At 27.9% G+C, this 26,331-nt stretch carries 26 protein-coding genes; 18 read left to right on the forward strand and 8 right to left on the reverse strand.

Features of this window, described 5'->3' with window-relative positions; genetic code table 11:
* Positions 1-4 precede the first annotated feature (4 nt).
* From MHL31_RS03845 to MHL31_RS03855, 3 genes are all read left to right on the forward strand, one after another.
* Positions 5-196 (forward strand): cold-shock protein, encoded by a 192-nt coding sequence (locus MHL31_RS03845; RefSeq protein ID WP_115882354.1) that lies wholly within the window; start codon positions 5-7, stop codon positions 194-196.
* Between the two features lie 90 nt (positions 197-286).
* Positions 287-859 (forward strand): pentapeptide repeat-containing protein, encoded by a 573-nt coding sequence (locus tag MHL31_RS03850; protein WP_240227762.1) that lies wholly within the window; start codon positions 287-289, stop codon positions 857-859.
* A 2-nt stretch (positions 860-861) separates the two neighbouring features.
* Positions 862-1,476, forward strand: a complete 615-nt coding sequence (locus MHL31_RS03855) for a class I SAM-dependent methyltransferase (protein WP_240227763.1) — start codon at positions 862-864, stop codon at positions 1,474-1,476.
* Between the two features lie 2 nt (positions 1,477-1,478).
* Here MHL31_RS03855 and MHL31_RS03860 read toward each other — a convergent pair whose 3' ends face one another.
* Positions 1,479-2,243, reverse strand: coding sequence for an MBL fold metallo-hydrolase (locus MHL31_RS03860; protein WP_240227764.1), 765 nt, complete (start codon positions 2,241-2,243; stop codon positions 1,479-1,481).
* 393 nt (positions 2,244-2,636) lie between these two features.
* Here MHL31_RS03860 and MHL31_RS03865 point away from each other — a divergent pair, with 393 nt between their 5' ends.
* The 7 genes from MHL31_RS03865 (at position 2,637) to MHL31_RS03895 (ending at position 8,814) form a co-directional block, all read left to right on the forward strand.
* Positions 2,637-3,743 carry a Re/Si-specific NAD(P)(+) transhydrogenase subunit alpha gene (locus tag MHL31_RS03865; RefSeq protein ID WP_240227765.1) on the forward strand — a complete coding sequence of 369 codons (1,107 nt, stop codon included), beginning with the start codon at positions 2,637-2,639 and terminating at the stop codon, positions 3,741-3,743.
* 12 nt (positions 3,744-3,755) lie between these two features.
* Positions 3,756-4,064 (forward strand): NAD(P) transhydrogenase subunit alpha, encoded by a 309-nt coding sequence (locus MHL31_RS03870; RefSeq protein ID WP_240227766.1) that lies wholly within the window; start codon positions 3,756-3,758, stop codon positions 4,062-4,064.
* Positions 4,064-5,467, forward strand: coding sequence for an NAD(P)(+) transhydrogenase (Re/Si-specific) subunit beta (locus MHL31_RS03875; RefSeq protein ID WP_240227767.1), 1,404 nt, complete (start codon positions 4,064-4,066; stop codon positions 5,465-5,467). The genes MHL31_RS03870 and MHL31_RS03875 overlap by 1 nt, the downstream gene beginning before the upstream one ends.
* 179 nt (positions 5,468-5,646) lie before the next feature.
* Positions 5,647-7,101, forward strand: coding sequence for a TonB-dependent receptor (locus MHL31_RS03880; RefSeq protein WP_240227768.1), 1,455 nt, complete (start codon positions 5,647-5,649; stop codon positions 7,099-7,101).
* 59 nt (positions 7,102-7,160) lie between these two features.
* Positions 7,161-7,703 (forward strand): RNA polymerase sigma factor, encoded by a 543-nt coding sequence (locus MHL31_RS03885; RefSeq protein WP_240227769.1) that lies wholly within the window; start codon positions 7,161-7,163, stop codon positions 7,701-7,703.
* 35 nt (positions 7,704-7,738) lie between these two features.
* Positions 7,739-8,350, forward strand: a complete 612-nt coding sequence (locus tag MHL31_RS03890) for a hypothetical protein (RefSeq protein ID WP_240227770.1) — start codon at positions 7,739-7,741, stop codon at positions 8,348-8,350.
* Between the two features lie 11 nt (positions 8,351-8,361).
* Positions 8,362-8,814: a hypothetical protein gene (locus MHL31_RS03895; RefSeq protein ID WP_240227771.1), complete on the forward strand. Its 453-nt coding sequence runs from the start codon at positions 8,362-8,364 to the stop codon at positions 8,812-8,814.
* A gap of 40 nt (positions 8,815-8,854) precedes the next feature.
* On the opposite strand, the gene MHL31_RS03900 is transcribed toward MHL31_RS03895, so the two are convergent.
* Positions 8,855-9,352 carry a YkgJ family cysteine cluster protein gene (locus MHL31_RS03900; RefSeq protein ID WP_240227772.1) on the reverse strand — a complete coding sequence of 166 codons (498 nt, stop codon included), beginning with the start codon at positions 9,350-9,352 and terminating at the stop codon, positions 8,855-8,857.
* A 165-nt stretch (positions 9,353-9,517) separates the two neighbouring features.
* On the opposite strand from MHL31_RS03900, the gene argS reads away from it, so the two are divergent.
* The 4 genes from argS to MHL31_RS03920 all read left to right on the forward strand — a co-directional run bounded on the left by argS (position 9,518) and on the right by MHL31_RS03920 (position 13,854).
* On the forward strand, positions 9,518-11,287 hold the full coding sequence (gene argS, locus MHL31_RS03905) for an arginine--tRNA ligase (RefSeq protein WP_240227773.1): 1,770 nt from the start codon (positions 9,518-9,520) through the stop codon (positions 11,285-11,287).
* A gap of 130 nt (positions 11,288-11,417) precedes the next feature.
* Positions 11,418-12,806, forward strand: a complete 1,389-nt coding sequence (gene lpdA, locus MHL31_RS03910; protein WP_240227774.1) for a dihydrolipoyl dehydrogenase — start codon at positions 11,418-11,420, stop codon at positions 12,804-12,806.
* Positions 12,807-12,992: 186 nt separating this feature from the next.
* Positions 12,993-13,412, forward strand: coding sequence for a hypothetical protein (locus MHL31_RS03915; protein ID WP_240227775.1), 420 nt, complete (start codon positions 12,993-12,995; stop codon positions 13,410-13,412).
* 16 nt (positions 13,413-13,428) lie between these two features.
* Positions 13,429-13,854: a hypothetical protein gene (locus tag MHL31_RS03920; RefSeq protein WP_240227776.1), complete on the forward strand. Its 426-nt coding sequence runs from the start codon at positions 13,429-13,431 to the stop codon at positions 13,852-13,854.
* Here the strand turns inward: MHL31_RS03920 and bshC are convergent.
* Entirely contained in the window at positions 13,851-15,443 is a 1,593-nt protein-coding gene (gene bshC, locus MHL31_RS03925) for a bacillithiol biosynthesis cysteine-adding enzyme BshC (RefSeq protein ID WP_240227777.1), read from the reverse strand. The genes MHL31_RS03920 and bshC overlap by 4 nt on opposite strands.
* A 366-nt stretch (positions 15,444-15,809) precedes the next feature.
* Between bshC and MHL31_RS03930 the strand changes: the two genes are divergently transcribed.
* The 4 genes from MHL31_RS03930 to secA all read left to right on the forward strand — a co-directional run bounded on the left by MHL31_RS03930 (position 15,810) and on the right by secA (position 21,000).
* On the forward strand, positions 15,810-16,502 hold the full coding sequence (locus MHL31_RS03930) for a class I SAM-dependent methyltransferase (protein WP_240227778.1): 693 nt from the start codon (positions 15,810-15,812) through the stop codon (positions 16,500-16,502).
* A 102-nt stretch (positions 16,503-16,604) separates the two neighbouring features.
* Positions 16,605-17,177, forward strand: a complete 573-nt coding sequence (locus MHL31_RS03935; RefSeq protein ID WP_240227779.1) for a cob(I)yrinic acid a,c-diamide adenosyltransferase — start codon at positions 16,605-16,607, stop codon at positions 17,175-17,177.
* A gap of 93 nt (positions 17,178-17,270) precedes the next feature.
* Positions 17,271-17,492, forward strand: a complete 222-nt coding sequence (locus MHL31_RS03940; RefSeq protein WP_089376785.1) for a DUF2795 domain-containing protein — start codon at positions 17,271-17,273, stop codon at positions 17,490-17,492.
* Positions 17,493-17,661: 169 nt separating this feature from the next.
* A complete protein-coding gene (secA, locus tag MHL31_RS03945; protein ID WP_240227780.1) occupies positions 17,662-21,000 on the forward strand; it encodes a preprotein translocase subunit SecA in 3,339 nt (1,112 codons plus the stop codon).
* Positions 21,001-21,013: 13 nt separating this feature from the next.
* Here the strand turns inward: secA and MHL31_RS03950 are convergent, their stop codons facing one another.
* From MHL31_RS03950 to MHL31_RS03970, 5 genes are read right to left on the reverse strand one after another with little or no spacing between them, the layout of a single operon-like run.
* Complete coding sequence (locus MHL31_RS03950; RefSeq protein ID WP_240227781.1) at positions 21,014-23,455, reverse strand: helix-turn-helix domain-containing protein; 2,442 nt, start codon at positions 23,453-23,455, stop codon at positions 21,014-21,016.
* 48 nt (positions 23,456-23,503) lie between these two features.
* Complete coding sequence (gene ppk2 / locus MHL31_RS03955; RefSeq protein ID WP_240227782.1) at positions 23,504-24,292, reverse strand: polyphosphate kinase 2; 789 nt, start codon at positions 24,290-24,292, stop codon at positions 23,504-23,506.
* A 2-nt stretch (positions 24,293-24,294) separates the two neighbouring features.
* On the reverse strand, positions 24,295-25,152 hold the full coding sequence (gene ppk2 / locus MHL31_RS03960) for a polyphosphate kinase 2 (RefSeq protein WP_240227783.1): 858 nt from the start codon (positions 25,150-25,152) through the stop codon (positions 24,295-24,297).
* A gap of 1 nt (position 25,153) precedes the next feature.
* Positions 25,154-25,876 (reverse strand): sulfite exporter TauE/SafE family protein, encoded by a 723-nt coding sequence (locus tag MHL31_RS03965; protein WP_240227784.1) that lies wholly within the window; start codon positions 25,874-25,876, stop codon positions 25,154-25,156.
* A gap of 1 nt (position 25,877) precedes the next feature.
* Positions 25,878-26,330 carry a FixH family protein gene (locus tag MHL31_RS03970; RefSeq protein ID WP_240227785.1) on the reverse strand — a complete coding sequence of 151 codons (453 nt, stop codon included), beginning with the start codon at positions 26,328-26,330 and terminating at the stop codon, positions 25,878-25,880.
* Position 26,331: the final 1 nt, after the last annotated feature.

Consider the following 26,331-nt stretch of genomic DNA (forward strand, 5'->3'; position numbering starts at 1 on the left):
TAAGATGAGTAAAGGAACAGTAAAATTCTTCAATGAAACTAAAGGTTTCGGATTTATTACAGAAGAAGGTTCAAACAAAGAACATTTTGTTCACATTTCTGGATTAATTGACGAGATTCGTGAAGGCGATGAAGTTGAATTTGATTTACAGGAAGGTAAAAAAGGATTAAACGCAGTAAATGTAAAAGTAATTTAATATATACTTCTTAATTTTTTACAAAAGCCCATCTTAACAGATGGGCTTTTTTTGTGTTAAATTTTAATATGTTTTATGTAATTTTATAAAATGAATACTAATTATATAGATAGTCAAACTTTTAAAGGAAAAGACTATACTTCTAACAACTTTATAAAAGGAGAATACGATAATTGTACTTTTATTAACTGCAATTTTTCATCCTTACACCTTGCTAATAACGAATTTTTAGAATGTGAATTTTTTAACTGTAATTTCAGTAATTCTAATATAAAAAATGTTGCTTTTAAAGATGTTATTTTTGATACTTGTAAATTAGTTGGTTTAAATTTTAGCGAGTGTAATCCTTTTTTACTTGCTATTACTTTTAATAATTGCCAATTAAATTTAGCTTCATTCTATCAATTAAAACTAAAAAACACCAAATTCACCAACTGTAATTTACAAGAAACCGATTTTGTAGATGCAGAAATACCAAATTCAGTATTCAAAAACTGTGATTTAAATAAAGCTATTTTTGAAAATACAGATTTACAAAAAGCCGATTTTAGAACCTCTTATAATTATTCTATAAATCCAGAAATTAATACTATTAAAAATGCTAAATTTTCTTTAAACGGAATTACCGGTTTATTAGAAAAATATAACCTTACAATTGAATAATAATGGCTACATCTCACTTCGATAAAAAAGCTGAAAATTGGGACAATAATCCTGAAAAAATAAAAAGAGCTTCTGTTTTTGCTGAAGAAATAATTAAATTTATTAAACCTTCTAAAAAAACTAAAGCATTAGAATTTGGTTGTGGAACTGGTTTATTAAGTTTTCAATTACAAAATTATTTTAAAGAAATTACCCTTGTTGACACTTCTGAAGGGATGCTAAATGTTTTAAAAGAAAAAATTAAACAATTAAAAATTACAAACTTTAAACCTCTTAAAATCAATATTTTAAAAAACTTTAATACTGTTTCAAAAATTGATGTTATCTACACATTAATGACTATGCATCATATTAAAAATATTGATAAAACTATACAGGTATTTAACCTTATATTAAACAAAAATGGTTATTTGTGTATAGCCGATTTAGTTGAAGAAGATGGAACATTTCACAATTCATCACCCGATTTTGATGGACACAATGGTTTTAAAAAAGAAAATTTAACGGCAACGCTTTTAAAAAATGGATTTAAAACAATCCACTACTCAGTATGTTATGAAATTAAAAAAAACAATAAAACATATCCCCTTTTTCTATTAATTGCTGAAAAAATATAATTTTAATCAACTTCAATAACAAGTTCATCATACGCTAAAAACACATTTTCAGGTAATGTTTGTTCAACTTCTGCATGAAAACCTAAATCTTGACTTATATGTGTTAAATATGTTTTTTTAGGTTTTAATTCTTTAATTAATGTTAAAGCTTCCTCTAAATTTAAATGAGAATGATGTGGTTTATGGCGAATAGCATTAATAATTAACACATCTAAATTCTTTAATTTTTCTTTTTCAGAATCTTCAATGGTTTTAACATCAGTTAAATAAGCTAAATTTTTAAACCTATATCCGTAAATTTTTAATTTACCGTGATAAACTTCAATAGGAATTACTTGTAAATCACCCAATAAAAAAGGTTTATTAGCAATTACATTTTGATGTACACTAGGTGCACCCGGATATTTATTTTCATCTATAAAAATGTAATCAAACCGTTTTGCTAAATTAGTTAGAACACGTTGTTTAGCATAGATTGGAACACCTCCCATTTGAAAACTATATGGACGTATATCGTCTAAACCAGCAGTATGATCCGAATGTTCATGAGTAAATAATACACCATTTATAGCATTTACATTTGCACGTAACATTTGGTATCTAAAATCTGGCCCACAATCTACTATATATTTATAATTATTCCATTCTACAATAATAGAAACACGCAAACGCTTATCTCTTTTATCTGTTGATAAACAAACAGGATGTTTAGAATTTATTACAGGAATACCTTGTGATGTACCTGTTCCTAAAAAAGTAATCTTCAATTTTTAATTTTTTTTAAAAATACATTTTATATTCAAAAATAATACAACTAGTTTAAAGAAATAACTTAAATAATAAAAATGTTATTTCTGCTACATTATTATAATATTTATAACATAAATAGTTTCTTTGCATTTTAAAACAATGGTAACATAAATGTGATTTTTATCAACCTTTTATAAAGGTTTAAAAATTACTTTTATACTGTTTTAAATAACATTATAAAAATGAAGTATTTTATTGTTTTGATTTTATATTATTTAGACATTTTATCAGAACAAAAACCTTTATAAAACTTAAATTAATTTCTATATATTAATTTAAGTTTTTTAACAATACACTCGTTTTATAAATGATATAAAATTAGGAATATTAAAGTTTAAATATTTAAGTAAATGAAAATAGGCATATTAAAAGAGACTCAGAAAAGTGAAAAAAGAGTATCTATTTCACCAAATATTGCTAAACAACTTATTGCCCTCGGATTTGATGTTTTAATAGAAGAAGATGCCGGATTTGCATCAGCTTATAAAAATTCAGATTATCAAAATGTTGGCGTAAAAGTCGAAAAAAAAGAAGTTGTTTTTAAAGAAGCTAAAATTTTAATTAAAATTAATCCTTTTACATTAGAAGATTTAAAGCTAATTGATAAATCTCATATTTTAATGAGTCAATTATACCATAAATCTAATGAGGAACTAATAAAAGCTATTGCAGCTACTGGTGCAACTGCTTTTTCTATGGATGCTATGCCTCGTATTTCGAGAGCACAAGATATGGATGTTTTAAGCTCTCAAAGCAATCTTGCAGGGTACAAAGCAGTTATTGTAGGTGCAAATGAGATGACTAAAATATTTCCTTTAATGATGACTGCAGCAGGAACTATTACTCCTGCAAGAGTGTTAATTTACGGTGTTGGTGTTGCAGGATTACAAGCAATTGCAACAGCTAAAAGATTAGGAGCTGTTGTTGAAGCTACAGATATTAGAATGGAAACAAAAGAACAAACAGAATCTCTTGGTGCTAAATTTATTTCTGTTGACAATACTGGTGAAGAAAAATCTGAAGGTGGTTACGCTAAAACTGCTTCTGAAGATTATGCCCGAAAACAAAAAGAAGCCGTTAACAAATCTTTATTTAAAGCAGATTTAGTAATTACAACTGCTATGGTTCCTGGTAGAAAATCTCCTGTTTTAATTTCTGAAGAACAAGTAAAACAAATGAAAAATGGGGCTGTTATTATAGATTTAGCTGCAGTACAAGGCGGTAACTGTGAAATAAGTGAAATGGATAAAACCATAATTAAACACGGTGTTAAAGTAATTGGAAGCTCAATCTCTCCAATTAGTGTTTCAACAAATGCAAGTGATTTGTATGCTAAAAACATGTTTAATTTCTTAAAACATTTAACTGATGATAAAAATGAATTTAAATGGGAATTAGATGAAGAAATAACAGATGAAACTTTAATTATACAAGAAGGAAAAATCAGAAAAAACTAAAAGTAGAATAATATGGATAATTTAATAGAATTTATTAATAGTAACCTACAACTTTTATACATTTTAATACTAGCTGTATTTATTGGGGTAGAGTTAATTAAAAATGTTCCAACAGTTTTACATACACCTTTAATGTCAGGTGCTAATGCTCTTTCAGGAGTTGTAATTGTAGGTGCAATTTTAGTAATGCTACAAGCTGATCCAACAAACTATATAGCCTTAGCTTTTGGATTTGTTGCTATAGTATTAGGAATAATAAATGTTGTTGGTGGATTTGCAGTTACCGACAGAATGTTACAAATGTTTAAAAAGAAAAAATAATGAATATCGCTTTAGGAATTATATATTTAATAACAACAGTAACTTTTGTTATTGGTTTAAAAATGTTAGGTCATCCAGAAACAGCAAAAAAAGGAAATCTTTTATCTGGTGCTGGTATGGTTATAGCTATTCTTGCTACATTATATTTACACGATTTTGAAGTTCCTGCTTTAAATTATATTTTAATATGGACAGCTTTAATTATTGGTGCAGTAATAGGATATCTTATTGCCATAAAAGTTGAAATGACTAAAATGCCAGAACTTGTTTCTTTATTTAATGGTTTTGGTGGTGCAAGTGCAACCTTAATAGGATTGGTAGAATTTAGCAAAAATATTGGTGTAGAAGATTCTATGAAAGCTTCATCTGCCATAGTAACAACTATTATTGCAGCAATAATAATAGGAAGTATTACTTTTACCGGAAGTTTAGTTGCTTGGGCAAAGTTAAACGGTTCGTTAAAAGATATTCGTTTACCAAAATACAACCTCATAAATAATTTATTATTTTTAGCTTTAATTGCTTTTGGAGCTTATATAGTATTAGTAAATACAGATAGTCTTATACTAATGTATACACTATTAGTAGCTTCTTTAATTTATGGTTACTTATTTGTAATTCCAATTGGAGGAGCAGATATGCCTGTTGTAATTTCATTATTAAACTCTTTAACAGGTATTGCTGCTGCTATTACAGGTATTTTATATGGTAATATGGTTATGTTAGTTGGTGGTATTTTAGTTGGTTCTGCTGGATTAATATTAACATTTGCTATGTGTAAAGCTATGAATAGATCTTTAGGGAGTGTTATTTTTGGTGCTTTTGGAGGTGGTGCCGCTGCTGCTGCAGGTACTGTAAGTAAAACTGGTGGAAACATTAAAAAAACAAGTGCTAGTGATTCTGCAGTTATGCTAAACTATTCTTCAAATGTAATAATTGTTCCTGGTTACGGATTAGCTGTTGCACAAGCACAGCATGTAATTCACGAATTAGAAGAAATTTTAACTGAAAAAGGAGTAAATGTAAAATATGCAATTCACCCAGTTGCAGGTAGAATGCCTGGCCATATGAACGTGCTTTTAGCTGAAAGTAATGTAGATTATGATAAGCTGGTTGAAATGGATGCAATAAACCCTCAATTTCCAAATACTGATGTAGTATTAGTTGTTGGTGCAAATGATGTTGTAAACCCAGCTGCACACAACGATCCTTCAAGTCCAATTTACGGAATGCCTATTTTAGATGTTGAAAATGCAAAACATATAATTGTTAACAAAAGAAGTATGAATGCTGGTTATGCTGGAATTGAAAATGAACTATTCTTTAACCAAAAAACTTCTATGCTTTTTGGAGATGCAAAAGCAGCTTTAACTGAACTAGTTGCAGAATTAAAAAACATGTAAAACTCTTTTTTACCAGTTACCTCGATTTATTAATATTTAAATATAAATATTTAAGCTTAAAATAATAAATCGAGGTAATTTTATATACTATTATTACAAATATGCTAAAAATTTAAAGTTACATTTAACATAGTTTTATTCAAGAAATTATTTTAGTATTTTTGTGAAAACTAAAAAAAATGGCTTTAATATTAAAAGGAGATAGAGAGATTAATGAAGTAAAATCCAGTAAAGCAAAAGCTTTAAAAGTTAATCTGAATAAACATACTTATGGAACTTTTGCAGAAATAGGTGCAGGTCAAGAAACTGTGCGTCATTTCTTTAGAGCTGGAGGTGCATCTGGTACTATTGCAAAAGCCATGAGTGCTTACGATAAAGATTTCTCTGATGCTATATATGGAGTCGAAGAAGACGGTCGTTATGTTACTGAAAATAGGCTTAAAAAAATGCTTACCTATGAGGTAGAAATAATTGAAGACCGTTTAAGTAGAAAAACACATCCTAACAACATATTTTTCACCTATGCCAATACAGTAACCACCATAGATTTTGTTAAAAAATTTAAAGGCCATGGTTGGGTAGGTATTCGATTTCAATTATCACCTTTAGAAGATTACAGTGAAATAATCTTACACATTCGATTTAAAGAAACAGATGCTAAATTACAACAAGAAACCCTAGGAGTTTTAGGAGTTAATTTAATATATGGTGCATTTTATTTAAACGACAAACCTAAAGAATTATTAAAATCTCTGTATGATAATTTACATGAAGTTCAGTTAGAAATTGATATGATTAATTTTTCTGGACCTCGTTTTTCATATGTAGATAATAGGTTAATGAGTTTACTACTGGTAAAAAATGGTATGACAAATGCCGTAATGTTTGGTCCAGATGGTAATAACTTACTACCTGCACAACAATTATACAAAGCCAATATTTTAGCTCTAAGAGGTAGCTTTAGACCTGTTACAAAAGTAAACATGGATATGTTTAAACTTGCAGAGCAAATGTTTTTAAATGAAAGTAAGGTAAAAGCTGAAAACACAAAAATTATTTTTGAAATTACCTTGACAAATTTAAGTTCTGATGGAGAAATTGATGAAAGAGATTTCTTAGATCGAGCGGAATTACTTTGTTCTCTTGGACAAAATGTTATGATTACCAATTACCAAGAATACTATAAATTGGTTGAATATTTTTCAGAATTCACAAAAGAAAGAATTGCTTTAGCAATGGGTGTTCAAAGTTTTGTTCAAATATTTAACGAAAAATATTATCGTAATTTAAGCGGTGGAATTTTAGAAGCCTTTGGTAAATTATTCTTTAAAGATTTAAAAGTTTACTTATACCCTCTTAAAGATGAACGCACTGGAGAAATTAAAACTAGCGAAAACTTAAAAGTACATCCTCGTATGAAAGAATTATACAAATTCTTTAAATACAATGGAAAAGTTATTGATATTAAAGATTTTGATCCAGAAATACTAGATGTCTTCTCTAGAAAAGTATTAGATATGATTGCTAATGGAGAACATGGATGGGAAGAAATGCTTCCTATCGGAATTGCTGAAACCATTAAAAGTGAACGTTTATTTGGGTATTCAAAAAGAAAATTTTTCAAAAAACACTAATTTTTTGCTATAAATTAAACCTTTATTAATTTTAGGTGTCTTATAATAAATATTCATAAGTGGATAACGATGCATTATTAGTAGCGCAACTAAAAGATAAAAAAACACAAGAACAAGCTTTTAGAAAATTAATGTCTTTATACAAAGAACGTTTGTATTGGCATATACGTAAAATTGTATATGTACATGCCGATGCTGATGATGTTTTACAAAACACTTTTATAAAAATTTTTAGAAACATTCATTCATTTAAAGAAGAAAGCAAATTATATTCTTGGATGTACAGAATTGCTACTAATGAAGCTATTACATTTATCAATAAAAAAGCAGCTAAACAACAAATAGATTTAAGTGAATTACAATTAAAATCTGTTGAAAATTTAAGTAACGACATCGATTTTACAGGTGATGAAATTCAATTGTTGCTTCAAAAAGCAATTATTACATTACCGCATAAACAGCAATTGGTATTTAATATGAAATATTTTGATGAAATGAAATATAAAGAGATGTCAGAAATTTTAGATACTTCTGTTGGCGCTTTAAAAGCATCCTATTTTCATGCAGTAAAAAAAATTGAAGATTTCTTAAAAAACCATTAAACCTTAAAACTTTAAGTAAGTCTAAGCTAATAGTAATGAACAATAAAGAAATACATAAAATGACTCCAATACTAGATAAAATGGTAGCAAAAAAACACGGTTTTAGCGTGCCAGAAGCCTATTTTAATACTATTGAAGATGGTGTATTTGCTGAAATAATTACTTCAAAAATTAATGTAAATAAAACAAACTTTAAAGCTCCAAACGCTTATTTCGACACTGTTGAAGAGAATATTATTTCTAAACTTAAAACATATATAATTAAAAAAGAAACAGCACATTCAGTACCCGAAGGGTATTTTGAAACACTAGAAGATCAAGTTTTAAACAAAATTAAAACTACTTCAAAAGTTAGAACACTAAAAAAAGTTTCAAAATATATAGCTCCACTAGCAATTGCAGCTTCTTTTCTACTAATTTTTATATTGAACAATACACAAGACACAATTACTTTTGATAATTTAACTACTTCAGAAATTGAAGATTTTATAGATAATGATATGCTTCATTATGATGCCGAAAGTTTAGCAGCTATTTTTCCTGAAGTATCTCTAGATGATCTAAATTATACCGAAACTATACCTGATGCAGATGTTGTAAACTATTTAAACGAAAATGATATAGATGCATTATTATTAGAAAATTAAACCTACTAGAAATGAAAAAATTATTATATATATCGTTAATTTTATTAATTGCAACAAATTCTGTTGTTGGTCAAAAAAAGAATAGACAAAATATAAAATTGTTAAAAACCGCATTTATTACAAATGCTATAACTTTAAAACCAGTTGAAGCTGAAAAATTTTGGCCAGTATACAACCAATACACAAATAAAATTCAACAGTTAAAAGTTGACTTAGAAAATAGCAAAACACAAGAATTTAAAAATTCTGGAGGAATTGATAGTTTATCAGAATCTGATGCTCAAAAAGTTTTAGATCAATATTTACTTTATGAAAAAGAAGTTTATGAAACTAAAATTAGTATGATTAAAGACCTTTCAACTATAATTTCAGCACATCAAATTATAAAATTGCAAAAAGCGGAACGCGATTTTAATAAACGAATGTTGCAAGAATACGGTAGAAGAAAAAGAATGGGACAATAGTAGTATTTAAACTCTACATACTCCTACTCTACTAACAATTTTACTTTGGAAGTTTTATTTTTAAAGCTTCTACAATATTATATGCAGCCGGACAAATTTCTGTGTTTTTAATAGTTAGATCAGCAATTTGAATAAATTTTCGTCTATCTGTGTGTGGATATTCACTACAAGCTTTTGGACGAACATCATAAATCATACACATATTATCATTTAAATCTAAAAAAGCACAAGGAGCAGTTTTTAGCACATAAAAATTATCAGCATCTAACTCTAAATACTGAGTTGTAAAATCAAATACTTTCATTTTAAAATGTTTAGAAATACGTTCAATATCTTTATTAGTAAATATTGGACTTGTAGTTTTACAACAATTTCCGCAAGTTAAACAATCCGTTTTTTCAAACTCTTTGTCATGTAGATCTTGCATTACTACGTCTAAATTTTTAGGAGTGCGTTTCTTTAACTTCTGAAAATATTTTTTATTCTCAATAAGTTTATCTTTAGCTAACTTTGGTAATTCCTTTAAAAATTCTTCCATTTTGCAAATATAAATGATATTTATTAGTACCATTGAGAATACATTTAAAATTTAATTTTAAAAATCTAGACCAACTATTTGTATTAAAATTAATTTGATTTTATAAAATCGTATAAATTATTTGAAATTTAGTACTTTTGCAGCTTAAAATAATTTAGCAAAAATATGCACAATAGTTTAGAAATAGCTGTAAAAAAGGCTTTTAAAGAGATCTATAATACAGAAATAGAATCTGTTGAATTCCAGGCAACTAAAAAAGATTTTAAAGGTGATATAACCATAGTTGTTTTTGCCTTTTTACGATTTGTTAAAGGAAATCCAGTTGAAATTGGAACTAAAATTGGTACTTATTTAAAAGAAAATGTAGCAGAAGTTGCAGATTTTAATGTTGTTAAAGGGTTTTTAAACTTAGAAATCTCTGATTCGTTTTTTATAGAAAGCTTTAATACAATCTATAAAACCAATAATTTCGGTAAAGTAGCTACAACTAAAAATGAAAAAGCTGTTATGGTAGAATATTCTTCGCCAAACACTAACAAACCACTTCATTTAGGGCATATTAGAAATAATTTATTAGGTTATTCTGTTGCTGAAATTATAAAAGCCTCAGGTAAACAGGTTTATAAAACTCAAATTATTAACGATCGTGGAATTCATATTTGTAAAAGTATGGTCGCTTGGTTGCATTTTGGAAATGGAGAAACTCCAGAAAGTACAGGTTTAAAAGGCGATAAATTAGTTGGTAATTATTATGTTGCTTTTGATAAAGCTTATAAAAAAGAAATTGCACAACTTATTACAGAAGGAAAAACAGAAGAAGAAGCTAAAAAAGAAGCACCTCTTTTAATTGAAGCACAACAAATGCTCTTAAAATGGGAAGCTGGAGATAAAGAAGTAGTTGATTTATGGAAAACTATGAATCAATGGGTTTATGATGGTTTTGCTATAACCTATAAAGAATTAGGTGTAGATTTTGATAAAAATTATTATGAAAGTAATACCTATCTATTAGGAAAAGATATTGTAGCAGAAGGTTTAGAAAAAGGAATATTTCATAAAAAAGAAGACGGCTCTGTTTGGATAGATTTAACCGATGAAGGTTTAGATGAGAAAATTGTATTACGTGCCGATGGAACTGCTGTTTATATGACACAAGATATTGGTACTGCAATTGAACGTTTTAAAGATTTTGACCTTCAAGAGTTGGTTTATACCGTTGGAAACGAACAAGATTACCACTTTAAAGTATTATTTTTAATTTTAGATAAATTAGGATTCGATTGGGCTAAAAACTTATATCACTTATCATACGGAATGGTAGATTTACCAAATGGTAAAATGAAATCTAGAGAAGGAACTGTTGTTGATGCCGATGATTTAATGGTTGAAATGACAGATACAGCAAGAACAATCTCTCAAGAATTAGGTAAATTAGAAGGCTATTCTAACGAAGAAAAAGAAACGCTATACAAAACTATTGGTTTAGGCGCGCTTAAATATTTTATTTTAAAAGTAGACCCTAAAAAACGTATTCTATTCGACCCAGAAGAATCTGTTGATTTTGCTGGTAATACAGGTCCTTTTATTCAATATACTTATGCTAGAATACAATCTATTTTAAGAAAAGCTACCTTTGATTATACTAAAGAAATAACCACAATTAGTTTAGATCCAAAAGAACGAGAATTAATTAAACAAATACAATTATTTCCTGAAATTATTCAAAATGCAGCTCAAAATCATAGTCCTGCAATTATAGCAAATTATACATACGATTTGGTAAAAGTTTACAATTCATTTTACCAAACAGTACCAATTTTAGGCTGTGGAAATGAACAAGAAAAAATATTTAGAACACAACTATCATTCAAAGTAGCAGAAATAACAAAAACAGCATTTTCTTTATTAGGAATAAATGTTCCAGAGAGAATGTAATTTTAACAAATTATAAAAATATAAATAGTATACTGTTTAAATTATTAAGCTATTAATAAATTAAAACAAAAAATAACTAAATTTGCTGTGTAAAACCAGTAAGTACTCATAAAAATTAAAATTTAAAAACATGAAATACGATATATTAATAATTGGTAGTGGTCCTGGAGGATATGTTACAGCTATTAGAGCTTCACAACTTGGTTTTAAAGTTGGTGTGGTTGAAAAAGAAAATTTAGGTGGAATTTGCTTAAATTGGGGTTGTATTCCTACAAAGGCCTTATTAAAAAGTGCACAAGTTTATGATTATTTAAAACATGTAGATCAATATGGTTTAAAAGCTGAAGCTATTGATAAAGATTTTGATGCGGTAATAAAACGCAGTAGAAATGTTGCTGAAGGAATGAGTAAAGGTGTTCAATTTTTAATGAAAAAAAATAAAATTGATGTTATCGATGGTTTTGGAAAAATTAAAACTGGTAAAAAAGTTGATGTAACAGATGCCGATGGTAAAGTAACTGAATATAGTGCAGACCATATTATTATTGCAACTGGAGCACGCTCACGTGAGTTGCCAAACTTACCACAAGATGGTAAAAAAGTTATTGGTTATAGACAAGCAATGACGCTACCTAAACAACCTAAAAAAATGATTGTTGTTGGTTCAGGTGCTATAGGTGTTGAGTTCGCTCACTTTTATAATTCAATGGGTACCGATGTAACTATTGTAGAATTTATGCCAAATGTAGTTCCAGTTGAAGATATTGAAATTTCTAAACAATTTGAACGTTCACTAAAAAAATCTGGAATAAAAGTTATGACAAATTCTTCTGTAGAATCTGTTGATACTTCTGGTAAAGGTGTAAAAGCTGTTGTTAAAACTAAAAAAGGAGAAGAAATTTTAGAAGCTGATATTGTTTTATCTGCTGTTGGAATTAAATCTAACATAGAAAATATTGGATTAGAAGATGTTGGAATTGTTGTTGATCGTGATAAAATTTTGGTAAACGATTTCTATCAAACTAACATTCCTGGTTATTATGCAATTGGAGATGTTGTTCCTGGTCAAGCCTTAGCACATGTTGCTTCTGCTGAAGGAATTACTTGTGTTGAAAAAATTGCTGGTTTACATACCGAAAAAATTGACTACGGAAATGTTCCTGGTTGTACATATGCAACTCCAGAAATAGCTAGCGTTGGTTTAACTGAAGCTAAAGCTATTGAAGCTGGTTACGAAATTAAAGTTGGTAAATTTCCTTTCTCTGCATCTGGAAAAGCAAAAGCTGCTGGTAACCCAGAAGGATTTGTAAAAGTTATTTTTGATGCAAAATATGGAGAATGGCTAGGTTGCCATATGATTGGTGCTGGTGTTACTGATATGATTGCTGAAGCAGTTTTAGGTAGAAAATTAGAAACTACTGGACACGAAGTATTAAAAGCTATTCACCCTCACCCAACTATGAGTGAAGCTGTTATGGAAGCTGTTGCTGCAGCTTACGACGAAGTTATACACTTATAAAATATAAATTAGATACCAAAGAGGTTTTCTAAAACGTTTAAAATTTGTTAGACTGAATTTATTTCAAAAAACATTAAATAAACGCTTTTGAAAACCTCTTTTTTTATTTAGAAAAGTTAAATTTTATATAGTGAAATTATATTTTAGTATATTTGATTTTTAACTTTTAAATCAAAAAATAACTATATGAAAGCATTAAAATTACTAGTACTACTTATTTTTGTTACTACAATTTCTTGTAAAGAAGATAAACCAAAAACAAATGCTAATAATAAAGTAACCGTTAAACATTATATTTGTTTAAATGAATGTGAAAATAGTGGTTCAGATGTTCAAGGTGTTTGTCCTACTTGTAATACGCCATATACTCACAATGATGCTTTTCATAATAATGATTTTTTAAAAAATGGTCCTTTAACGGTTCCTTCAAACACTCCAACAAATACAAATACAATTACTCCACCAACACAATCACCAGCTCAAAATGCGTCTGGAGTTTATCATTATACTTGCGCTAACGGTTGTCCTGGAGGTGCTGGTTCAGCTTCTAATTGTAAATCTTGTGGTAATACACTTGAACATAATCAAGCATATCATAACATCTAATTTTTAAAATTAAAATATGGCATTTTCATTATCCAAACTTTTTAAAAACAAGCCTAAAGAAGTTCCTTCTATTCCAGAAATTATAGAAAAAATAGATTTTAAAGGAGGTACTAAATATGCTAAAAATGAAACTAATATTGTATATGCTGATGTTGAAGAATTAGGAGGTTTTCCTTACTTAAAAACTGTAATTATTGGTGACACTTCTGTAAATATTAAAAGAGTAGGCTGTACTGCAACATTTAAATTTAACAATGAATCTATTGTATTAAATTCTGACAATACAACTATAGAGTCTAATAAAATTAAAAATACAAACGTTTTTTTTACTGAAATTGATTTTGAATTAAACGAACAAGAAGCTACTAAAATTAAAGATCAAAAAGTTGTTACTTTAGAATATGGTTTCAAAAATAAAGTTACACCTTTTACACCTTTCTAATATTCTATAACAGAAAATTCTAATTTTAATGGTTCCAATGCTTTTAAAAGCATTGGTATTAAATCTGTACCTAAATCTATATAGAATTCAGAAAAATTACGTGTGCGCTCTTCTAAACTTCTGTTTGGAAATAATTCATTTTGTAACGTTTCAATTCTAGTTACTACATCAGACAATTTTCTTTTTTGAGCTTTTAACAAGCGTTTTTCTAAATTATTTAATCCTTTCAATTGCTTTTTTTCTTGTGCATGTACTGCACCAATAAAAGATTTATCGGTTTGCTCAGCTAATTCTTTTAATGCTAAAAATTGCTCTTGTAAAAACTGCTTTTGCTGTGAAAAATCTATTGAAATATCGGAAATTTCTTTTACCTTTTTATTTATTAAAACTTCTTGCTTATTAAAAATTTCTTTTAAAGTTACATTTAATTTACCCAGCTTAATCAATTGTTTTTCAGTAATTAACAATACTGAATTACGTAATAATAAAATTGGAAATGGTGTAGCAACTTTTGAAAAATAATCTTTTAACTGAAACCAATACGCTAGTTCTCCTCCTCCACCAATATAACATAAATTTGGTAAAATTGTTTCTTGATATAAGGGTCTCATAATTACGTTAGGACTAAAACGATCTGGAAAATTAGTTAGCTCTTTTAAAATATCTTGTTCAGAAAAAACAATAGATGTATTATTAATTTTATAGACATTATCTTCAAAAATAATACGTTCTCTTAAATCATCTTTTAAATAAAAAAGGTTAATTTCTCTTGGATTTACCTGAATATTATAATTTTCAGCTAATTTTTCACTTGTTTTTGAAACTGCTTTAAAAGAAGTAGCATTTAATAATTCGTCTTTAACAATTGAAGAAAATTCATGTTTAAGTTCAATAGCATCTCCATCAATAATAACCAAACCATATTCACCAAATAATTCATTTACTAAATAGCGAGTTGCATCTGTTAAATTGTGATGCTTTAAATATGCATTCTCAAATAATGATTTTATGTAATTTTCATTGATAGAATTTCCTAATTGTTTGGAAAATACATTAAAAATATCTTCAAAACCTTTGGTATTAAGTCTTCCAACAGCACCGCTACTTTCTCTATCCCAAACTACTTTTTTACCTTTAAAATTAAAATAATTAATTTCTTCAAAATCGTGATCTTCTGTTGCCATCCAATAAACTGGCACAAAATTATGTTGAGGAAATTGAGTTTTTAATTGCTTTGTTAAATTTATAGTAGATACAATTTTGTACAAAAAATACAAAGGCCCTGTAAAAATATTTAACTGATGCCCTGTTGTTATTGTAAATGTGTTATCCTTTTCTAATAATTTAATATTATTTAACGTTAAATCATTTATATCTAACTTATTGTATTGTTTAAAAAGTGATTCGGCTAAAATAGCTCTAGATTTAGATTTAAATGAAGCTTGCTTAAGCGTTATCTGATTTTTAAATCCCTCTAAATTAGGGAAGTTACCATAAAATTGAGTTAGTTTAGAATTTTTATCTAAATAATCTCCAATTAAACTTGAAAAATATCCGGTTTCTTGAAATGGAATATGATGTACTTTCATTAAATCTTAATATCTACTTTTAAAATAAGATGTGTATTTTCTTACTATAATTTAATCTAAAATTTCATTTTAGAAACTTCAGCTTTTATAAAAATTTTTATAAAAATACACAATTAATATAGTTTGTCGTTAGTACTTTAAATATCTAACATTTTTTTAACTTATTTTAAAAAAGAAAAACTGTCTAAAAATATTATTATACTTTTTTAATCATTTAAATACAATTATTTTGAAAGCTCACTTTTAATATAATCTCAATCTTATTATTTTGTATTAAAAAGATACTAAAATCAAAATAAATCCAGCGAATTATAATATGTTCTTTTTATAAAAATCACTTATTTTAGCAAATTATTACTGTACAATATGTGGTTTAAAATAAAATCCTATCTTTTATTCTTATTAAAATCTACCAATAAACATGGAATACATTCTCCTTTTGTGTACAATTTAGTAACTAATTGCTTTACTATAAAAACAGCAGCTTCAAAAAAACAAAAACTGGTTACTATTCTAAATTATTTCAAAAACAATAATATTGAAATTCCTAATATTACTAAAAAACAAGCGCTTCTCTTAATAAGAATTGTAACCTATTTTAAACCTAAATCTATTCTAGAATTGGAAACTTCTTTTGGATTTAATACTGCACTATTAAGTATAGGAAACCCAAAAGCAGCTGTTACCACTATAAAAAACAATAAAACTATTAATAAAGAAGCTGCAGCGCTTTTTAATAACATAGAACTTTTAAATATTACATTAATTAACAGTAATTTAAAAAATAAACTAATTAATAATTCGCAATTCGATTTCATTTATTTTGATAAAACCCATCAAAAAACAACATTGTTAAATAATTTTAAAGATTGTTTAGTTGCTTCACATAATAATTCTGTTTTTATTTTTAACGCTATTAATTCTTCAAAAGAACTACAAGAAGCTTGGGAAGAAATAAAAAACAACCCTAAAGTTACTATTACAATAAATACTTATTTTTATGGTATTGTTTTTTTTAGAACTGAACAAGCAAGACAACATTTTACCATACGTGTTTAAATTTAATTTTATATAAAATTAAAACCATAGTTAATACATAACTCAATACCAACTCACAACTAATATTTGTACATTTGCAATCATTTAATTTAATGCAGCATTATGAAAATATATACCAAAACTGGAGATAAAGGAAAAACATCGTTATTTGGTGGAACTAGAGTTCCTAAATACGATTTACGTATTGAGGCTTATGGAACTGTTGATGAATTAAACTCTTACATTGGATTAATTCGTGATCAAAAAATTGATGACTATACTTCTCATGTACTGATAAAAATTCAAAACGAATTATTTACTCTAGGTGCAATGTTAGCAACACCTGCTGAAAAAAAGATTTTAAAAAACGGTAAAGAACGTCTCAATATTAATAAAATAGACATTAAATCTATAGAATTATTAGAAATTGAAATTGACAATATGAACGAGACAATACCTCCAATGACAAATTTTGTTTTGCCAGGCGGACATACAACCGTGTCATTTTGTCATATATCACGTTGTATTTGTAGAAGAGCAGAGCGTATAGCCACACAATTAAGTGACGAAAGTACAATTGATGAACTAATAATTGTTTATTTAAATAGACTTTCTGACTACCTTTTTGTACTGGCACGAAAATTGATTATTGATAATAAAGCTCAAGAAATCCCTTGGATTCCTGAGAAATTATAATAAGTTCTTTTTATTAATGAAAAAAATTAAGAAATAACTTGTTTCTTTAAGTAAAAAAATTATTTTTGCAAAAATATTTAATACAAAAAAGTTATGTATTGGACACTAGAATTAGCATCGTATTTATCAGATGCACCATGGCCTGCGACAAAAGATGAGTTAATTGATTATGCTATAAGAACAGGAGCACCTTTAGAAGTTGTTGAAAATCTTCAAGAAATTGAAGATGCCGATGAAAACTTTGAATCTATTCTTGAAATTTGGCCAGATTATCCTTCCGAAGATGATTATCTCTGGAATGAAGATGAATATTAAAATATTAAAATTCAAAAAAAGTCTCGGTTGAGGCTTTTTTTTGGTTTTAAACCATAATTTAAACAAAAATTTAAGCTTTTTAAAATATAAATATTTTAAATTCGCTTACTAAATAATAATAAAAAACACCTTATTTAAAGGTTAATAAATATAAATTCATACACAAAAAATGAGTATTATAAATTCCGTACTAAAAGTATTTGTTGGAGATAAGAAAAAAAGTGATTTAAAATTGTTACGACCTATTGTAAAAAAGGTTGCAGCATTTGAAAGTGAAGTTTCTAATCTAACAAACGATCAATTAAGAGAAAAAACAGCTTATTTTAAAGACATTATTGCAAAAGCAACTAATGAATATACTTCAAAAATAAATGAGTTAAAAAAAGAAGCTCACGATGCAAATGTTGATAGAAAAGAGGAAATTTACTCTGAAATTGATGAATTAGAAGAAAGCGCGTATGAAGTTTTAGAAAAAACCCTAAATAATATAACAGCTGAAGCTTTTGCTGTTGTTAAAGAAACTGCAAAACGTTTTAAAGAAAATAAAACTATTACTGTTACAGCAACTCCTTTTGATAGAGAACTCTCTGCAACTAAAGGCAATGTAACTCTAGAAGATGATAAAGCTTTTTGGTCAAATACTTGGGATGCTCAAGGTAAACAAGTAACTTGGGATATGGTACATTACGATGTACAGCTTATTGGTGGTACTGTTTTACACCAAGGTAAAATTGCCGAAATGATGACTGGTGAAGGTAAAACATTAGTATCTACACTCCCAATTTATTTAAATGCATTGTCCGGAAAAGGTGTACACGTTGTAACTGTAAACGATTATTTAGCAAAACGTGATGCTGCTTGGATGGGACCTATATTTGAATTTCATGGTTTAAGTGTTGATTGTATAGATCACCACCAACCAAATTCAGATGCTCGAAGAAAAGCATATAATTCTGATATTACTTACGGTACAAATAACGAATTTGGTTTCGATTATTTACGTGATAATATGGCACACTCACCTGAAGAACTGGTACAACGCCCTCATAATTATGCTATTGTAGATGAGGTCGATTCTGTATTAATAGATGATGCACGTACACCTTTAATTATATCTGGTGCAACTGCTAATGCTGATAGACATGAATTTAACGAATTAAAACCAAGTGTAGATAAACTTGTATCCATTCAAAGAAATTACCTAACGGGTGTTTTAGCAGATGTTAAAAAATTAATTGCAGAAGGAAATACAAAAGACGGTAGTTTTTTATTACTTCGCGTATATAGAGGTTTACCAAAAAGTAAAGCCTTAATAAAGTTTTTAAGTCAAGAAGGTATTAAACAACTTTTACAAAAGACTGAAAACCACTATATGCAAGATAATAATCGTGAAATGCCAAAAATTGACGAGGATTTATATTTTGTAATTGATGAAAAAAACAATTCTATAGAGTTAACAGATAAAGGTATTTCTTATTTATCTGGAGACGACGGAGATGAAAACTTCTTTATTTTACCAGATTTAAGTACCGAAATTGCTGCAATTGATAGTGAAAATCTTTCCGCTGAAGAAACTGCGGCTAAAAAAGAAGAATTATATAGAGATTTTAGCATTAAAAGTGAACGAATTCATACAATGAATCAACTATTAAAAGCATATACCCTATTTGAAAAAGATGTGGAATATGTAATAATGGATGATAAAATTAAAATTGTAGATGAACAAACTGGTCGTATAATGGACGGCCGTCGTTATTCAGACGGATTACACCAAGCAATTGAAGCTAAAGAAAATGTAAAAATTGAAGCTGCAACACAAACATATGCAACCGTAACACTTCAAAATTACTTTAGAATGTACCGCAAATTAAGTGGTATGACAGGGACTGCAATTACAGAAGCTGGTGAATTTTGGGATATTTACAAATTAGATGTTGTTGAAGTACCTACAAATGTACCTTTAGTTAGAGATGATAAAGAAGATTTAATCTTTAAAACAAAAAGAGAAAAATACAATGCTGTTATTAATGAAATTGAAAAATTAGTTAATAACGGACAACCTGTTTTAGTTGGTACTACCTCTGTTGAAATTTCTGAATTATTAGGAAGAATGCTTTCTATTAGAAAGATAAAACACAATGTATTAAATGCAAAACTACATAAAAAAGAAGCAGATGTAGTTGCTGAAGCTGGTAACCCAGGAGTTGTAACTATTGCAACAAATATGGCAGGACGTGGTACAGATATTAAATTATCTGATGCTGTAAAAGCTGCTGGTGGTTTAGCTATTATTGGTACAGAACGTCACGATTCTAGACGTGTAGACCGTCAGTTACGTGGACGTGCTGGTCGTCAAGGAGATCCAGGTTTATCACAGTTTTACGTATCATTAGAAGATAATTTAATGCGTTTGTTTGGTTCTGAACGAATTGCTAAAATGATGGATAGAATGGGACTTCAAGAAGGTGAAGTTATTCAACATTCTATGATTACTAAATCTATTGAACGCGCGCAACGTAAAGTTGAAGAGAATAACTTTGGTGTTCGTAAACGTTTATTAGAATATGATGATGTTATGAACTCGCAACGTGAAGTTATATACAAACGTCGCCGACACGCATTATACGGAGAGCGCTTACAAGTAGATATTGTAAATATGGTATATGATACTTGTAGTGCAATAGTAAGAGAGAGCAAACTTGCAAACGATTATCAGAATTTTGAATTTGAATTGATTCGTTTTTCTTCTACTTCTTCTCCATTTACCGAAGAAGAATTCCAAAAACTTTCTGAACAAGAACTTACAGATCAACTTTTTGATATTGTTTACAAACACTATAAAGAAAAACTGGAAAGAAGTGCAAAAGCAGCTTATCCAGTAATTAAAGATGTGTATGAAAATCAAGGTGATAAATACGAACGTATTGTGGTGCCTTTTACTGATGGAACTAAAGAATTAAAAGTTGTAACTAATTTAAAAGAAGCCTATGAAAGTGAAGGAAAAGGCTTAGTTACAGACTTTGAAAAAAATATTACTTTAGCAATTATTGACGATACTTGGAAAGATCATCTACGTCAAATGGATGAATTAAAACAATCGGTTCAAAATGCTACTTACGAGCAAAAAGATCCTTTATTAATTTACAAATTTGAATCATTTGAATTGTTCAATCAAATGCTTGATAAAGTAAATAAAGAAGTTCTTTCATTCTTATTTAAAGGTGAATTACCATCGCAAGATGCAAATCAAGTTTCTCAAGCTAGAGAGCAAAAAAGAGAAAAAGTACAATTAAGTAAAGAAGATTATAAAAACACTTCTGAACAAACACAAACAAACCAAACCCAACAACCGCAAGTTGTAGAAACTATTGTTAGAACCGAACGCAAAATAGGTAGAAACGAAAAAGTGACTATTAAAAATGTGATGAATGGTGAAAACAAATCTGTAAAATACAAACAAGCAATTCCTTTAATTCAAAAAGGAGAATGGGTAATTGTTGAAGATTAATAAATATTGTGAATTACTGATTATTTAATTCATTTAATACTAAACGCAAATCGATGTAAGAATACTTATCATCGATTTTGTGTTTTAAATCTGAAATACTTTCAAAAGTTATTGTAGGAATTAACGCTTTTAATTCTTTATAATAACTTTTTGATATTAAATCAGTTATTTCAACTTCTTTTGAAGGAATAAAAGAAGCTAAATGTGTAGTAATTGTTTCTGCAGTAAGTCCTCTTTCATCAGCAATTTCTTGAATAGTTTTACCAGATTTAAATAATTCCAACGATATCTTTTTACTGCTTCCTTTCTTTTTTTTTCTTGAAGGTTTGTCTTCAAGAAACATGTTTTCATTAGAAATTTCAATATCATTTTCAATCCAATAATCTCCAATAACTTTTAAAATAGCTTCACCATACTTTTTTACACGTACTTTACCAAAACCTTTTATACTTAATAGTTCTTTAGAACTTGTTGGTAAAATTTCACATAATTTATACAAAGCTTTCTGAGAAAAAACTTGATAATGGTTTATATCATTTTTCTCAGCAATGGTATCTCTTAATTTATGTAAACGTTCAAATAATTCTTTATTTTCAGTGCCTTCCACAGCTATAACTTTAGCTTTTTTAGATGATTTTTTAGCCAAAAAGACTGCGTTAGCTCTTAATTCTAAAAATTTTAAAGTGCTAAATCCTACTGTCAAATTTTTAAAATAACTTAATTTGGTTATTAAAAATTCTTCAATTATATCTAATTGCTTATCAATATCAGTTGCTACAGCTTTATTATCTGTTGTATAATTAAAGGCTTTATAAGGAGTTTCTATAAAGTTTATAGTTTGTTCATTAAAGTATTGATTAGCCTTTATAAAACGCTCTTGAATTGTCTTATCTGCTTCTGGCTCTGTACTTGTATTTGCTAAATTATGTAATTGTATTTTAAATGAATTTCCTACTTTTAATAAGTTTGTAATTGTATCTTTTATTGCTATAAAGTTTGGCTCTAGATTACCGTTTATAGTGGTTTTATTTTTATAAAAAATATCTAAAACACGATTAATTGGGTGTAGAAAATTAAAAAAATCGAATACTTCAGCTATTAAGTTTAATTGGAATTCTGACTTAGATTGTTGTAATACACTTTCATCTGGCTGATTTTCAGCTGCTTTTTTATTAAATGTAATTACATTGTTATCACTAATAATTTGTCTTGAATCAATAGGTCTTTTAAGCACCAAACCTTCTAACGATTTACACCTACTTAAAGCTACATAAGTTTGCCCGTGAGCAAAAGCGCCTTGTGCATCTATAATTGCTTTTTCAAATGTTAATCCTTGGCTTTTATGAATTGTTATTGCCCAAGCTAAACGCAAAGGAATTTGTTTAAAAGATCCAATACAATTTTCTGTAATTTCTTTAGTTTCAGGATTTACGGTATAATTTATATTTTCCCAAATTTCTGGTGTAACAATAATATTAGAAGCATCATCTTTACATTTTACAATAACTTCATTTTCATCTAAAAAAATTATTTTTCCAATTTTCCCATTAAAATAACGTTTTTCAAAAGAACTATCATTTTTTATAAATAAGACTTGAGCTCCAACTTTTAAAACTAGTTCTTCTTTATTTGGATATGCAAATTCTGGAAATTTTCCTTCTATAGTAGCGGTATAGGTTTGTGGCTTTGTTTTTAACTTATCTAATTCAACAGTATTTATCTTTTCTGCTCTATTATTATGTGTTGTTAAATCTATATAACCCTCATTTTCATTGGGTGAAAAATCTGGCAAATAACGTTTGTTTAGTTCATCAGCAGAAGACTGTGATAGCGCATTATTTCTAATTTCATTTAAAATTTTAATGAAATTTTGATTGTCTTGTCTATAAACGTGTTTTAATTCAACGGTAATTGCCTTGCTTTTTTGATAAGCAAAACTGCTAAAAAAGAAGCCATTTTTATAGAAAGGTTTTAGTAATTGCCATTCATTTTCTTTAATAACGGGTGATAATTGCTGTAAATCGCCAATCATTAATAACTGAACACCTCCAAAAACTTTATTTCTATTTCTAAAGCGTCTTAAAGTTTTATCAATTCCATCTAACAAATCAGCTCTTACCATACTAATTTCATCAATCACTAATAAATCCATAGATTTAATAATATTGATTTTAGTTTTGTTAAATTTTCTATTAAAACTGGTTGTAGAATCTAGTTCTGAATCTGGTAAAATTGGTCCGAATGGCATTTGAAAAAAGGAATGTATAGTTACACCTTTTGCATTTATTGCGGCAACACCAGTTGGTGCTACTACTACCATTCTTTTTAAAGATTCTTGTTTTAGTTTATGTAAAAAAGTTGTTTTTCCTGTACCAGCTTTACCTGTTAAAAATATATTTCTATCTGTATTATTTACAAAATTCCAAACTAACTCTAATTCTTTATTAGTTTTCATATACTAGCAATATAATAAACTTTAAAGATAAAATAACTTTTTTACAAACTAGATTTTCAGATTTTTATCGTAAGGAATGCTTTTTAAAATATGGTTAATTGCATTAACTCTTGCAATAGTTTTTTTATTAGCTCTAATTATTTTCCAGCTTACAGCATTATTTGCTGTTTTTTCAAACATTTTGTTTTTATATTTTGTATAAACATCCCATAACTCCTGTGCTTTTTCATCAACAGCAGTCATTTTCCATTGTTTTAAAGGATTATTTTTAATTTCTTCAAAACGTTTTGCTTGTTCTTTTTTAGAAATAGACATGTAAATTTTTACCAAACGAATACCTGAGTCGGTAATCATACGCTCAAAATCATTTACTTGATTCATAAACGTTTCATATTCCTCATGGGTACAAAATCCATTTACGGGTTCTACTACTGCCCTATTATACCAACTTCTATCAAAAAAGATAATTTCTCCTGCTTTTGGAAATTGATTAACATAACGTTGAAAATACCACTGAGATTTTTCATCTACGGTAGGTTTTGGCAACGCAACTTTTCTAATTAATCTAGGATTCATTCTTTCAGTTGCTCTTCTAATTGCACCACCTTTACCCGCTGCATCTCGGCCTTCAAAAATTATTATAATTCGTTCATTTTGATTTATAGCCCAAGTTTGTAGACGTATTAATTCTATTTGTAATTTTTTTAAACGTTTTTCATACTTAACATATCTAACAGCTCTTTCTAAATTATAAGGTTCTCTAGATAATAATGCTGTAAGTCCTTTATTTGTATTAAGGATATCTAAGTTTTCTGGTGTTAATTTAAACTCTTGCATAATTAATCTAATTGTTTTGATGAACGATGGTATCTCATAATAATATTAGGATCTGGTAATAAGGTTGTAAGTGCTTTATCCTTACCATCATAGTTAAATTGAGATAAAACATATCGAATACATTCTAACCTTGCAACTTTTTTATCGTTAGCTCTAACAATAATCCAAGGACTATAGCTAGTGTGCGTTTTACTAAACATTTGTTCTTTATAGTATGTATAATCGTCCCAAAGTTCTTGTCCTTTTCTATCAACAGGACTAAATTTCCATCTTTTTAATGGGGTTCCAATTCTAGCATTAAATCTAGATAGTTGTTCGTCTTTAGAAATTGAGAACCAAAATTTTATCAATATTAAATTATCTTCACAAAGCATGTGTTCAAATTCTGGTACTTGAACCATAAATTTTTCGTATTGAGTTTCATTACAAAACCCCATAACTGGCTCAACAACAGCCCTATTGTACCAACTTCTATCAAAAAATACAATTTCTCCTGAATTTGGCAGTTCTTTTATATAACGTCTAAAATACCATTGTCCACGTTCTACTTCTGTAGGTTTTGTTAGTGCTACTAAACGTGTAGATCTTGGGTTTAAATGCTCTGCAAATCGTCTTATATTACCACCTTTTCCTGCGGCATCTCGGCCTTCAAAAATAATAGCGACTCTTTTGTTATTTTTAGAAATCCATTGCTGTAATTTTACTAATTCTATCTGTAACTTTTTAAGTTCATCATCATAAAATAATCTTTTCTTTACTTTATCAATATTAATGTTTTTCTCATTAATAATTTCTAAAATTTCCTTACAAGAAGAAGCTTTTTCAAAATCTTCTTTAGTTAAATTTGGAGTTATTGCCATATTATTCTGACTTTTCAATGGTTACACATTCTGCAGGATTGTTGGATATTTGTAATTTTGCATCTGAAGGAGAGATATAAGGTATCCCCAATCCTAATCCACGCAATATAAATAATAATCCAATAATAACCACAAATACTGGAATTGCTTTTTGAATTTTATTTCTAATTGATAAATTTACAAAATCCCCTAAAAATATTGCTCCAGTCATTAAAGGAATTGTTCCAACTCCAAAAATTGCCATATATAAAGAGCCATTTAACACATTACCTGTTGAAATTGAGCCAAGTAAAGCCATATAAACTAAACCACAAGGCAAAAACCCATTAAAAAAACCAATTAAAAATAAGGCCTTATTTGATTTTTTTGTTAAGTATAAACCTAATTTGTGTTTTACTTTTCCTATTATTTTATAAATAGGTTTAGAAAAATTATATTTATTAAAAATAGATACTGGAATTATAACAATAGCAATCATTACAACACCCATTAAAATAGATAAACGCTGTTGAAATCCAGCCAAATACAATCCTTTACCAATAAAACCAAAGAGTAGTCCTATAAGCGAATAGCTAATTATACGCCCTAAATGATATAATATTGTTTGAAATATTAATTTTGATTTGGAAGATCTATCAACGGGTAATACAAATGCAATTGGACCACACATTCCTATACAGTGAAAACTTCCAGCTAAACCTAAAACTAATGCAGTCCATAACATATTAATACATTATTTTTTCTTTATATAAATATTTGTTTTCTGCTACCTCCCACTCTATTTTAATATCCCATCGTCCTTCAACCAGACTTTCGTCTTTAATTAAATACTCGTTAGTTTCTAACTTAATTGGAATTTCAAAATCAATTTTATCATTAGACAACCTTTGAAAATTTATAATACCTGAAATTTCTGAAGGTTTAAATTCTTTTGGGAATACAATTAATAAACCATTATTAGTTTTATTTATTGAAACATTTTCTTTTAATGCAATTCCTTTATTTTGCTGATCAATTTCTTTCTGAAAATTTAATTCATCTTTATAATATTCTTCAGATACTAAATGGTGGTCATATTCTTTTACAAAATGTGCTTTATACACAAAAGATAAAATAAATATTATAAACGATACCAATGCGATAACAATACCCATTGGCCAAGTAAATTTAATTTTCATA

The sequence above is a fragment of the Lutibacter sp. A80 genome (assembly GCF_022429645.1).
Taxonomy (GTDB): Bacteria; Bacteroidota; Bacteroidia; order Flavobacteriales; family Flavobacteriaceae; genus Lutibacter.